Source organism: Nocardia sp. NBC_00881 (assembly GCF_045207455.1).
In the GTDB taxonomy this organism is placed as follows: domain Bacteria; phylum Actinomycetota; class Actinomycetes; order Mycobacteriales; family Mycobacteriaceae; genus Nocardia.
The window spans coordinates 705,646-718,605 of record NZ_CP108798.1 but is presented as its reverse complement, the minus strand read 5'-3'; the positions used below and the strand labels follow the sequence as shown (position 1 = coordinate 718,605).

The 12,960-nt window shown below is 66.1% G+C and carries 6 protein-coding genes; all 6 read right to left on the bottom strand.

The genetic code is table 11. The features are described from left to right. Window positions 1-21 precede the first annotated feature (21 nt). From OH799_RS02715 to OH799_RS02690, 6 genes are read right to left on the bottom strand one after another with little or no spacing between them, the layout of a single operon-like run. Window positions 22-1,764 carry a hypothetical protein gene (locus OH799_RS02715; RefSeq protein ID WP_406275222.1) on the bottom strand — a complete coding sequence of 581 codons (1,743 nt, stop codon included), beginning with the start codon at window positions 1,762-1,764 and terminating at the stop codon, window positions 22-24. 42 nt (window positions 1,765-1,806) lie between these two features. After that, window positions 1,807-3,537 carry a discoidin domain-containing protein gene (locus OH799_RS02710; RefSeq protein ID WP_406275218.1) on the bottom strand — a complete coding sequence of 577 codons (1,731 nt, stop codon included), beginning with the start codon at window positions 3,535-3,537 and terminating at the stop codon, window positions 1,807-1,809. Next, window positions 3,534-4,037, bottom strand: coding sequence for a hypothetical protein (locus tag OH799_RS02705; protein WP_406275215.1), 504 nt, complete (start codon window positions 4,035-4,037; stop codon window positions 3,534-3,536). The genes OH799_RS02710 and OH799_RS02705 overlap by 4 nt, the downstream gene beginning before the upstream one ends. Further along, on the bottom strand, window positions 4,034-8,020 hold the full coding sequence (locus OH799_RS02700) for a discoidin domain-containing protein (RefSeq protein ID WP_406275212.1): 3,987 nt from the start codon (window positions 8,018-8,020) through the stop codon (window positions 4,034-4,036). Before OH799_RS02700 ends, OH799_RS02705 begins: the two co-directional genes overlap by 4 nt. Next, window positions 8,017-10,221 carry a hypothetical protein gene (locus OH799_RS02695; RefSeq protein ID WP_406275209.1) on the bottom strand — a complete coding sequence of 735 codons (2,205 nt, stop codon included), beginning with the start codon at window positions 10,219-10,221 and terminating at the stop codon, window positions 8,017-8,019. The genes OH799_RS02700 and OH799_RS02695 overlap by 4 nt, the downstream gene beginning before the upstream one ends. 51 nt (window positions 10,222-10,272) lie before the next feature. Then, window positions 10,273-12,669, bottom strand: coding sequence for a DUF6603 domain-containing protein (locus tag OH799_RS02690; protein WP_406275207.1), 2,397 nt, complete (start codon window positions 12,667-12,669; stop codon window positions 10,273-10,275). Between the last annotated feature and the right edge of the window lie 291 nt (window positions 12,670-12,960).

The following is a 12,960-nucleotide window of genomic DNA, read 5'->3' as shown; positions in this document are numbered from 1 at the left end:
CCGATTACGGGTTCGCGACCGTCACCCGGTCAGGGAGATTGCGCCGTTGCCGAATGGAATCCAGATCAACTCGGCGGACGACGATCCGGTGCCGGTCAACCGCACCTCGGCGAGATTGCCCTGGCGAACCGGCAGCAGTGTCGTGGCCTTGGTTGTGGAAGAGGGATCGGCCCACACCGTGATCCCTTCGGTGGTGATGCTGGCCAGAGCGCGGGTGGTGGTCCTGGTGACCGTGAGTATCGCGTAGCCGTCCGTGCGAGGGGTGAACCGCCGGGTGGCCCCGATCGACAGTGAGAATCGCTGCGGTGTGCCGAACAGTTCGATCGCATCGTCACCCGGCTCGACGAACCGGGATACGACCAGGTCCTTAATGCGCAGCGCCTCGGTGTCCCGGATCTGGACTGCACCGCGAGATGTCAGCGACGCGACCTGGACGGGGCCGTGCGAGGTCAGCGAGCCGATCGACAACTCACTTCTGACCAGCATCGAGCCATCGATAGTGAGTGGATCGCTGGTGCCCGAGGCGATGGTGGCGGGTGACAGACTGCCGGTAACTACCCTGGCCGCGGTATTGGAGTGTGCGACAGTGAGATACGTGGTGAGGTAGTGATCCTCGTTGCCCGTGGTCGCCTTGAGTGTGAAGTGGGTGCTTTCGGACAGCGTTGGCGTCTCCCAACAGCCGTCGCTCACCGCGATATTCGTCTCGGCTCCATTGGTGCCCCGGTAGTACATCCGATACTGGGCGCTGCCGGGCCCCTCCCACCGCAGCCAAGTCTTTGTGCCCGCCGTGATTGCTGCGGTGTCCGGTCGCAGACTGTGGAAATAGAAGCCGCCAGGTACTTTTTCGACGGCGACCCGGCTACGGGTGGTGACGTAGTCGTCGTCCCGGCCGGACGGCGACACTACCTGGTCGATGTCGAGGAACACGGTCTGTGCGACACCGGTGAGTTCGATATCGGACAGGGTGAGATCGACCTGCCAGGTTCCGTCGAAGATGGCGGCATCCCGCGGCACGAAGGAGTACACCGCGTACTCGGGGTGCCGATCGTCGAGTTCCTGTGGCTCCCACTCGGTCCCTTGGTCGGGGCCCTCGACCGCGCTCGCCGAGCATCGGACCGCTGCGGGGTCCAGGGTCAGCGCCCAGCCCTGACGCCCGGCCGGTACGCGCACGGAGATCGCCCGGCAGTAGGTCGGCAGCGCCGCGCCGCTGCCCCAGTCACGGCCGAACGAGAGGTGCACGGTCCCGAACCGGGCGTGTGCGAAGGTGCTCATCTGCAGGGGAGCCGGATCGGTGGTGAGCAGGGCAGGTACCCGGCTGCGCGCCGCAACCTGGAATCGGCGCACGGCCACCGGAACCGCACCCGCGGCGGTGGCCCGCAACCGCACGTACCGGGCAGCGATCGGGCTGGCGGAATCGACATCGATCCGGTCGATCCCGGCATCGTAGGTGCCAAGCGGCCACCAAGCCGACTTGTCGGGCGAATACTCCAACACCGAATCAGGCCAGAGGTTTTCACCGAATCCGTCGCCGAGGTCGACCGTGACACTGGACAGTTCCAGCCAGGTGCTCGGCGGCAGTGTCACCGTCACGGCATCATATTCCTGCGGATTCCGGTTGCCGAGGTGGAAGGTCCACATCCGCTCGTCGAGCATGTGCGCCAGTGGATGACCGTCGGCCGCACCCATGGTTGTTTCGGCGGTCAGCAGCCACTCGCTGGACTGCGTGCCGGCATCCGCGGTCGCGGGAAGATCGGAGGGGGTCACGACTGCCCTTTCAGTGAAGTGAGTGAGGTGGCAGGCTGGAACTCACCAAGACCGTCCGCGTGGCTTGAATTCATGTTTTGTCCCCTGCGCGGAATCCGGTTGGTGTGCCCTCGCTACGACATAGCAGCCAGGGGATGCGACAAGTACGGCTGCTGCGGTGTCCCCCGAATCCGCCTTTGCCTCGGCGACGATCTTCGCGTTCCCGTGGTCCAGTTCCATGCGGCTCATGCTCGGGCCATCCGCTGTGGAAGACGCCACCAGCACGTATATCACGCTTTGCGATCCCCCACTCCAGCCGTATGACGGGGACGACTGCAGGTCCAACAGCGCGACCGCGACTTCCCGCACGGATAGCCGGCGACCCGTAAAAAAGTCGGAGCTAGCTTCGATACGATCAGCGCCCGTGACTTTCCCCTCGATCTCGACGTCGCCTCCGACATTGACAGGATGTGCACAGACGAGCTCGCCGTCGGATTCGACGGTGAGATTTCCGTGGACGGTGTGCAGGCTGGTGCCTGCGAATTCGATAACCTGCCCGTCTTCCGCGGTGATCCGCGGGGTCGTGAGGGTGCCGGTCACCCGAAGCGACGCGGCATCGATCGCACCGCCCTCGACCTTTACCGACGTGGTGAGATATCGCTTCTGGCCACCGCTGGTGGTGGCTTCGAGGGTGAAATTGGCGTTCTGTGTGCACCGGGGTGTGGTCCAGAATCCGTTGTCCACCTCGACACTGGTCTCTTTACCGTCCACATCGCGAAAGTACATGCGGTATTGCGCGTTTCCCGATCCGTGCCAGAGCAGATCGATCGGCTGGTTCCAGCCGACCACCGCGCTGCGTGGTCGCAGGTTCTCGAAATAGAACTCATCAGCGCTCTTAGCCGCCGCATACCGGCTCACCCGCGTGGTGAATGCGTCCGGCGAATCCGGTAGCGCGGTCTCCTCTTCGATATCTATCCACGCCGTTCCTGCCGCACCGTTCATTTCGATGCTTGCCAAAGAAATAGTCAACGTCCACCCGGCGTGAAACCGCGCGGTCACTTCCGGTCGGCACCGGAACACCGTCACCTCCGGGTCGGTGCTGAGGCGGGTGACATTCCAGTGATAGCCCTGTTCCTCCCCGGCCACCGGCGCCGCGCCCGACCGGATTCGTGCGGGCGCGCTGGTCAACGCCTCGGGCCGACGCCCGGTCGGTACCTTGATCAGAATCGACTTGCAGCGCACCGCCGTCGAGGCATTCGACCCAGCGGGCCCGGTGAACGAGAACACCAGTTTGCCGTACGCCGGCACCGCGAAAGTACTGACCCGCAACGGAAACGGAGCAGGCGCCACCGACGGCGGCAGGAGCCCCGGCGCCCGTACCTCGAACGAGCGGATGGCAACGCGATACCCCTGGTCGGCGAGGCAGAGCAGTCGTAGGTACCGGGCGGTCACCGGCGTATCGGCGTAGTGATGGAATGTCGCGACCCCGGACGGCACGGTGGCCAACTCGGTCCAGCCGGTCGAGTCATCGGAATACTCGAGCACTCCGGAATGCAGAGTCCACTGGCCGGTGCCGCTGCCCAGTAACAGTGTCACCGCGCCGATCGCCCGGGGCGCGCCGAAGTCGAGCATGACCCAGTCGTCCCGCTTCGGATGAGCGGCGCTGCGATAGAACGTGTCCGGATCACCATCGAGCATCAGATCCACCGGATGGCCGTGGTCCGCCCCCACGGAGGTGGTCACCACGGTGTCGGTCATGTCTGGTGCACGCTGTGACATGATTCCCTCGCTCATGCTTGTCCTTTCAAACCGGCCAATGACCCGGCGGTGAGGGTGCTGATCCGCACGTGCCCGCCGCGGTCGGTGAAGGTGGATGCGACCGCGGTGTGTTCGGTGATGTCGACGATGTCGCTGTCGAAACCTGGATTCATCTCGATCTGGAACGACACCGACCACGAACCGTCGAACAGCGCGGGTTCCTCGGGCCGGATGCGGAAGACCACCCTGGCGGGGTCGGTGGTGTCGGGAACAATCCACCACTGCTGTCCGTGTGCGCGCCCGCTCACCGCCGACACCGCGGTGCTCAGCGACACCGCGCGCGCGGCAAGCCGCGGGTCACTGTGTGCGGCAACCGAAACGGTGAATCCGCGACATTGCACCGGCTCACCCGATTCGATTTCGCCGTCCCCGACTGTCAACCGGAACTGCCGGTGCGTCGGCCCGGTCTCGGCGCGGGGTTGGGGTCCGGCCTCTATCCGGTAGGGCAATAGCAGTGTGGAATCCGGCGTGGTCATCGGGTTCCTTCCTCTTCCAGACCTGTAGGCCGCAGCTGCAGGTATCCGGCGCGGGCGATCGGGATGGCGTCACCGAAATGGGCTGCGGTGTCGGCGGCCAGGATCGACAGATCGGTCCACATGTCGTGACCGTCACCGGTTTGTGGTTCGGCCCAAGTCCAGTCGCCGAACCAGGACGCGGGCTTCGGCATGACGACACCGCCGTCTGCTGGATCGGTGACCACGTCGAATCGTCTGATCGCCCACGGCATTCCGTTGTCTGCGCTGGTGGATCGAAGGCGGACGTAGCGGCCGGCGACGGGATCTGGGAGCCGCAGATGGTGTTCTTCGACCCGATCGGGCAAGTCGCCCAACGGCCTCCACGCCTGCTCGTCGATGGAGTACTCGAATATCCCAGAGTGCAGGGTGCGCTCGTGCGGCCCGTGCCCGTCGCCCTGATAGAAGTGCACCTCGGCGATGTTGCGCTCGGATCCGAGATCGAGCATCACCCAGTGGCTGGTGTCGGGATGGGCGGTGCTGCGGAAGCAGGTCGACAGGTCCCCGTCGAGCATCAGTTCCACCGGATGGGCGGGATCGACCGTGAGTGAGGTGGACGCGATTGCTGTGCCGCCGGGTCGTTCCGGTGCGAGCAGCGGGTTGAGCCGGAAGGACGCGCGCACGGCGGCCAGTGCCCGATGGGTGACCTCAGCGTCGACCTTCAGGGTGGCGACCGGGAGGATGTCGGTGGTGGCGTGCACGGCCGTGTGCGGGCAGACCAGCAGCGTCACGCATCGGGTCATCGGCTGGTCGACCGGACGGGCGGGCAGAGCCAGAGCCGCGCCCGTGCCGATCGGCGCGAGATAGCCACTCATGCCGACGCTGATCCAATCGGTGACGCACAGTGTCCGGTAGTCGGTGTCCTCGCCTAGCTCGGAGGTGAAGTAGCCGATCAGCCCATCGGCCAGCTGCTGGTACTCGCCGAGCCGGATCGGCCACCGGTGGGCCGGGTAATTCTCCTCGGGCGGGTTCAACGCCGTATCCCAGCTGGGGTCGGTGAGCGTCGGACCGAGCAGTTCCACCCCGAGCCGGGCCCGGACCAGGGCGACCGGGCGGCCGATCAGCCGGGCCGGAGCACGGTCCTCCTCCGGTGCTGGGTCGGTGATCGCGTCCAGCGCGTTATCGATGGTGGCGATCAGGTCGGTGAAGGCGGCCAGACCCGCCTCCCGAAGTCCCACAACGAATCCGGCCATGTGCGGGTAGACGGCGGCGAATTCCTCTGGTTCGGCGAAAGCGGCGTGCGGCAACGCCGTCCAGGCGAGCGCGTCGATCGCGTCGGCCTGGCGAATCATGCGCAGCTCACCCAGCGGGCTGCCGTCCGGTGCGTACACCAGCAATGTCCGGTCGAGGTTGTTGACCAGCACCCAACCCGCCACCGGTGTGTCCATGCCCGGCTCGGTGGATGAGGCCGCGGTCAGCGGCGCGTCATCCTGGTGGCGGACCGGCTCGAACACCAGCCGGGTGTCCTGCAACAGCCGGGGCGGCAACTGGATGAACCGATCCTGATTGGGCAGCGGAGGGGTGCTCAGCGGTTTCTCCGCGACGACACTAGTCGCGCGCACCGGCTCGAAGTCGATCGGCTGCTGCTGTTCGGGACCGACAAGGCGCAACGCCCGCCCGAAGCGGTCGATGATCCGCAGATCGGTGAAATAGAACTGGCCCGCGCGCACCGGCTGGAACCGGCGCTGGCGGCGATCGCCCGCACCGTCGGGAACATGGTTGCTCTGGCCCGCCTCGGTCAGGATGGCCGCGTCGGTGACCGGCTGAGCGGCACCGTCGAGTTGCAGCAGCCAGTCGTTGAATCCGTCGAGATTCTGCGACAGCAACTCCAGCTTGCCGAAATCCTCCATCAAGTTGCGCAGCGGTCCCGCGAATTCCGCTCCGGCACTGTCGATCAGGCGCCTGGTCTGCTCGCGCAGCACATACGGGATGGCCGGAGTGAGGAAGGCGCGCCCGGTGAAATGTGTCCAGCGCAGCGCGCCGACACCGTCACCGGACGGGGCGCCGGTCCCCTTCCAGTGGTAGCCGTCGTCGTAGAACTCCCAGTGGTCGGTACCGTCGGTCTCCAGCGGGGTCGGGCAGTAATCGACCTCCCATTGCAGGAACAGCGGCAGCCATGGTTGCCCCCAGACGCGCGTGTATTCGGGGAACGGGCCCTCGGTGAAAGTGTCGGGGTCGGCGATGATGTCGTGCAGCGCGGTCGTGTCCGTTCCGGTCGCGGTGCGCGCCGCCTGATCGAGCATGGCCATCTCAGCGATCAGTGGCTTGGCCCACTCCAACCCGCTGATGTTGGGCGCCAGCGGATTCGACTCCGGTCGCAGCGTGGTCGAACCGACCCTCACCTCGGTCAGCAGCTGCGCGGGAAGTCGGCATGGCAGCGGGTCGTCTCCGTCGCGGCCCAGTGGCCGGGTGGCGCCGGACCCGGTGAGGACCAGAACCGGATCGTTCGGCCGATGATAGTGGGCACGCGGTGCGCGGATGAGTTCCTGATGCCTGGGCAGGCCCTTGTTCGTCGCGTATTCACAGATGGCCGTTGGGAGTTCGGCGGGGTCTTCATGCCATGGGATCTCGGCGCGCGCCGCGGCAAGTTCCCGCTGGCGATCTCGGGCCGCCGTGGTCAGTGCGCTGACCTTGTTGTCCCACTCCGTCGCATCGAACTGAAATCCAGACGGTCTGTGATCTGCGGGCAGATGCCGCAACCACCACAGCGACCACAGCCGCCACTGGGCGTCGGCGAGCGCGGCCGCGGCGGTGTCGTGCGTGGCCTGGTCGGCGTTGAGTGTGTCCAGCCAGTCGGGCTGCGCCGGCGGCGCGTGCGGGGTGTCGGCATCGTCGCCGACACGGTTGACGACGCGCCATAGGTAGCCGCCGTCGCGTCCTGCGAACCATGAGCGGCGCATCAGTTCGTTGAGATCGATCGGCCCGTCGGCGTCGTCCAGGCTGTCCGGGTTGCCGAGGAACAGCGCGCGGACGAGTTCACCTGTGCCGGGCTGTTGAGATTGGTGATTCACCAGGGCCTCGGCTGCCTCGTCGAGACTCTGCCCGATCGCGACAGGCACATCGCTCGGGTCAGGGAGCGCGGGCCCAGGGAAGCCGATCTTGTGTTTCCATTCGACGCCGAGGGCTGTCCCCGAGTAGCGGGTGCGTTCGATGGTGTCCGGCATATTGCTCGGTGGCCGCCAGCCCAGCGCCTCCAGCACCGCGTGCAGTCCGCGCTGACGGGCGTCGGGGGGCAGCAGGCTGGGAATGTCGGCCGCGCGCCGCAGGATATCGGCGTCGTCGTCGGAGTACCAGCCGAGGACGCAATAGCTCAGCGTCGCGGTGGCCGGTCGTCTACCGCCGACTCCGAGATCTTCCAAGGTGTCCTGGAAGTGGAAGACGTTCTTGTGATACGCCGCGAATGCGGCGAAAGCGGGCAGACCGGCGCCGATCGCGGTGAGGAACAGGCCCCGAGGCGTGTTCGGTTCCCGCCACGGGCCGTCGGACAGGGCATGCGCCCGGCCGATTCGATCATAGGTGGGGCGCTCGGCGTGTGGGTTCAGGTACGGGTTCGAGGTGGCGACACCGAGACCGTCGGAGGCCAGGCAGTCGCTGTGCACTACCCAGCCCGCCGTCCGGCGCGTGGTGCCGATCGTCGAGTACCGCACGACCAGCCAGCGATTGGGCACCAGCGGGAACACACTGTCGCCGGTCTCAGGATGAAAGTAGCCGGTGGTCAACGCTTCCGGCAGCTCCCATTGCAGGTGCACGCCTTCGAAGAGGTCGTTCTCGTGCACCAATTCCCCGTTCTCATACGGCCGTGGTTCGCCGGGGTACTTCTCGGTGGGATCGACCATGAGCGAGAAGGAGGGCACCCAGCGGGTGAAGTAGCCCTCCTGTTTGCGCACGTTCTCGTTGGCGACCAGCGCGTGCAGTTCGATCGGGACGATCAGGTCGGTGTCGGTCACGGGCGGTCCTCGCTGTCGGCATTGTTGCGCGCGATGAAGCGCTGTTCGACGGGGGTGTTGACCAGCTGGATGGCGAAGGCGCCCGGCGACATATCGGTGCCGGGGAATTCGGTGGCCAGCGCCGGTATCAGCCCACCGCTGCCGGTGAGTTTCAGCACCACCGGACGGCGACCCGAAACCGGTTGGCGCACATGGCTATCGATGACGCTGCCCGTGGCGGGGAAGTTCCTTTCCAGCGAGTGGCCGAGTCCGTCTCCTGGTGTGAGGTCGCGCAGGGTGATGACCTCGCCGTGGTCGAGGCCGAAATGGATGCCCTGACCGGGCTCGCGCATGATGATCTCGTCGGGCATCAGGTCGAACAGGCACAGCAGGGTGTCCGGCGCGACATGTTCGTGGCGCAGTTCGTTGATCTCCAATCCGCCGGCGTTGATCACCATGTCGAACTCCGGTAGCTGCTCGATCAGCGCCGAGCGGATCAACAGGCCCGCCTTCGGTCTGGCGGGATTGCGGACACCGGCGATGCCCGCGCGGAACTCGTTGTGTAGCCGCTCATCGAGGGAGGTGTGGATGCCGACATCGATGGCACCGGCGATCAGCGCCTCGATCCACGCCTCGTCGACGCGGAACAGCCGCAACGATTCCGGCGGCAGCAATTCCGGATGCGGCACCAGGTAGCTGAACGGCACCCGCCGCAGCGACTCGAGCTCGTCCAGCCAGACGGGCACGGTCGGTGCGCCTCTGATGGCGGTAGCCCGCAGAAGCTGTTGCCTGCGTGGCTCGTTCAGCGTCGCCCGCGCCTGCACCCGGCCCAGCCGCGGCCGACGCGTCGCGGGCCGCGGGGTGCTGCGCCCGGTGACCGCCGGGGCGGCAAGCGTCTGGAGCAACCCCTCCCCGAAACCCGGCTCGGCCAGCCGCGCCAGCGCCGAGGCACCAGAATCCGACACCATCGGTTCGGCGCCGAATGCCATCATCTCGACGGCCTTGTTGGCCAGCTCCCGGCGGGCTCTGGTCACCTCCTCGGTGAACACCGGGTCCGCCAATGCGAGCGTGCGACCGAGGGTGTAGGCGGCGGCGTAGCCGATGTCGAACAGCCCGTGCTGGGTTTCGTAGATCAGCGCGTGATCGGCGGTGGTGTGCCCGGTCTCGCCGACGACCGGTGGTTCCGGCGCGGTGATCGGGGTGAACGGCCCGCGGTACCAGGCGTAGGTGAGTTCCCCCGAGGGCATCCGATACGGCACCGGCACATAGCCGAGCCGCAATCGTTCCCGTGCGTAGCGCTCCGATTCACCGGGCGTGCCCGACGGCGCCGCTGGGTTCAGGCGGAGGTTGAGTGGTTCCGGATTGGTGTAACCCGGCTCGGCCAGCCCGGCGAACAGCGCGGGGATATTCAGCGTCCCCACCGGATCGTTGGTGAACGACCACGATTTCAGCACGCACAGCCGTACCGCGTCGGTGTTCGGTCCCGGCCCGTCCGGGCCGAGGCGATCCTTGAACCCTTCCAGCGAAGCCAGGTGCACCGCATAGGAACCCGGTGCGCGGGGAAATCTGTTTGCGGTCAGCACGGAGTACATGCCCTCGGTCAAGACCTCGGGGTCGTCATCACGACGCTGGGCCACGGTCCGCACATCGCGGACGTGTGCCAGGTGCGGCAGCTCATCCTCGCGCGGCACGATCGCGGTGAACAGCGCGGCCGGCACATCCAGAGTCTGGCAGGGGCTCTGCTGGATCGTGGGGCCGATACCGAGATCGCTGAGTTCGGGTCCCTTGACCCGGGCTTCGTCGGGGGCGCGCAGCTTGGCCACGGTCCGCGTGACGGTCAAGCCGAGGGCCTGCGGGTCATCGGGCAGTTCTCCCTCGCCGAACACCAGCAGCGCCAGCCACTGCGGCCGATCCGACCGCCCGAGCAGCCGCCGCTCCCACGGCAGGATCGCCCGATCCAGCGTGATGTGCGGCAGCACCCGCGAATACGGGCCGCTCGCACCTGCGCCGGGATAGAGCGCGTGCACCGAGGATTCGTCCAGGACGAAGCGGACCGCCCGGATCTCGTACTGCTCCTCGACCCGCAGTACCTCCCCCCCGGTGACATCGGAATCGTTGTGGGTGAGTTCTTGTTCTGCCCGGAACGTATAGACACCCGCGACAGCCTTGGGCATCAGATTGTCGCGAAAGCGGATTTCCAGCTCGGGATCGGTGGTGGTCATCTCGGCTCATCTCAGGATCGGATCCACGAAAACTGGTGCAGCACAACGTGATTACGGTGCGGCAGCGGTGAGCGGCGCGTCGGTGAAGTAGGTGGCCGCCTGGTCGGTGAACATAGTGAGCGGACCGTCGGCGCCCGGTGCGAATCCGAGGGCATCCAGCGCCCCGTACACCGCGGCACGCCCTGCGCGCGCCGCACTCGAGTCGATACCGCTCTGGGGGTCGATGATCGCGGCGATGGATCGCGGATCCGCCACCGGCACCGGGCCTTCGGGCGCGGTACCCCGGGGCGGCAGTAGCGCGGGCTGCTGGGGTTCGATGATGAACGCGGTCGAGGAGACCGGGCCGAGGGTGTCGCCCAACGTCGGTGGCGGAACCTCGAATCGGAGCCCAGCCAGCGAACCGGTCAACAGCCCGTCACCGTCGAGGACATCCGTGGGCTTGTTCAGCTTGTCGCCCCACAGCGACTTAGGCATGTCCTCCTCGACGACGGTCACCGTCCAGCCGTTCTCTTCATCCTCCGGATCGAACACCGACCGCGTACCGGGTTCGGTGACATCACCGAGCCACACGCTGACCTTGTGGACCGACCGGACGCCCTGCTTGTCCATGGGGCGGATGTTCGCGGTCGCGTCGCCGGTCCCGGCAAAGCTTTTTCCGTTCAGGGTGATTTCGGTGGCGGGTATAACGGCAGCGGTCGCAATCGTGAATCCGTCCGAGGACACCAGCGTCGGTTCGCCATTGCCGTTGCGCACCGCGATCTCGGCGGGAGCGGCATCGGCGAGGATGCCGTGCAGAGGGGTAATGCTCAGCGCAGACGGTAGTTGTACCCGGAATTCGTCCCAGCCGATCGCAGCGGGCCCGTCGCGGCTCGCGCCGATTCCGATGGTGAAGGAGATGAACCACACCTTGACCCTGGCTCGCCCGCCGATCGGCGGGCCCCACAGCTCCAGATCCACCCCGACCGACAGCGATACCCGGACTCTGATGAACCACACCTTCACCGTGGCGGCCACACCGATGCTCATGCCCATGGACAGGTCGAAATAGAACGGTTTCCACTGCACCAGCACGTCGAGCCAGGCCGAGAACCATGCCTCCACCCGGATGCCGTGATGGGCGTCGTAGCGGGCGTCCAGGGCACCACCGGCCATGAAGGCTCCATCGGTGACCGCCGCGTATACCTGTCCGCGGATCGCGATCGGTCCCAGCTGCCACACCCATCCCACCCGCGGCACCACCGGGTAGTACGACGGCTTCTTGAACTTGCGGTGATAACCGCCGAGGGTGAACACGAACCCGCGACCACCACCGACCGCCGTGCGGTCCTTGCCCCAGATGTACAGCGACAGACCACCGGTCAGTTGCGCGGCGGGATCGAGAACGTAGGAACCGGGCGCGACGACTACATCCATCGAGAACAAATTCTCGTCCGCGCGGTAGGCGATGGCGAGATCCACCGCGACCCGCGCGATCGGTTTCTTCGCCGCCTTGCTGCGCGGCAGGTCGACGACCGCGCGGCCCAACAGCATCACCTTCCAGTCCTGTCCGCCCTCGACCAGCAGCAGCACCTTCGCGTCCAGGAATTTGAACGAGGAGAACTCCAGGCCGCCAGCACCCCAGTACTGGCCCTTCCTCGGGGTGATCCACCCACCCGACCCGGTCAGCCGTTCCAGCACCTGTTCCGGTGTCGTTTCCCCGCAGCCCGAAAGGCGTTGCACGAGGGGGAATTCCGACACTTCATCAATGCCGGGTTGGCGGACCGTCGAATTGATGCCGAAGCCGAGCGATATCGCGTTGACCCGGAACGCGGGCGGACCGAACAGCCCCAGCTGGGGGTTGCCCGCGATCTCACCGAACAGGAACATCGACGTCCAGCCGTCGTGGCTGCGCACATAGCTGCCCGCGGCGAGCAGCGCGAAGAATCCGGTCTCGATCGTCAGTAGGCCATTGATGACCTCGGCGTACCGATCGTCCGAACGCCGTTCCAGCACACCGGTCAACCGCACCGGCGGCTTGTCCATCGATACGCCCACACCTTGCAGTAGTGGGGTGAACTCGAATCGCGGGGTCACCGCGACGCCGAGTCCGATCAGCGCCAGCTGCACCGGTTCGACCGTCATCACTGCGTCGAAGGCGACCCGGATCTGCCCTTTCACGAAACCGACGGCGATCTTCGACACCCGCACCGGTCCCGCTGTCAGGTTCAGCTCCCGTGAGATCCCACCATCGGCGGCGATCACCACCTCGGTGCTGGTCGAGGGGGTGACACTGCCGCCGTCGATGGCCGCGATGACGGTCTCGTTGCTCGCCGTGGCGCCGGATCCGGATGTCAAGGCCAGTACCAGCGGCGGATTGGCGGAACCGGCGATCTCGAACCCGACCATCGCAGACACCCCCGCGCCCATCCCTGCTGGAGGCATTCTCAATCCGAGGTTCTCTGCTGCCATGATCAGCACTCCATTCCCCGCGACTGTCGCGATCGACGAGAACGCGACAGGTGCTCACCAAATTCGGTACGCTCTATAACCCAGACGGGCTCATCAGACATTTTCCGGGCAGAACTTCTATCGGCTCATCAAACGCACGACGAACCGCAAATATCAATTGAACGGGTTATAGAACTGGACTACGTGGTCGCTAAACATCAAGTGCCAGTGAACTCTCGCAACTAAAGCGATTGGCATAATCGTACCCCGGTCTAGTCCGGCGCGGGCCGTATCGGCGAAAGCCATCCGGAA

Coding starts and splice junctions, on each gene's coding strand:
- OH799_RS02710 (WP_406275218.1), bottom strand. CDS start 3,537: ATGAGCGAGGGAATCATGTCACAGCGTGCACCAGACATGACCGACACC.
- OH799_RS02695 (WP_406275209.1), bottom strand. CDS start 10,221: ATGACCACCACCGATCCCGAGCTGGAAATCCGCTTTCGCGACAATCTG.
- OH799_RS02705 (WP_406275215.1), bottom strand. CDS start 4,037: ATGACCACGCCGGATTCCACACTGCTATTGCCCTACCGGATAGAGGCC.
- OH799_RS02690 (WP_406275207.1), bottom strand. CDS start 12,669: ATGGCAGCAGAGAACCTCGGATTGAGAATGCCTCCAGCAGGGATGGGC.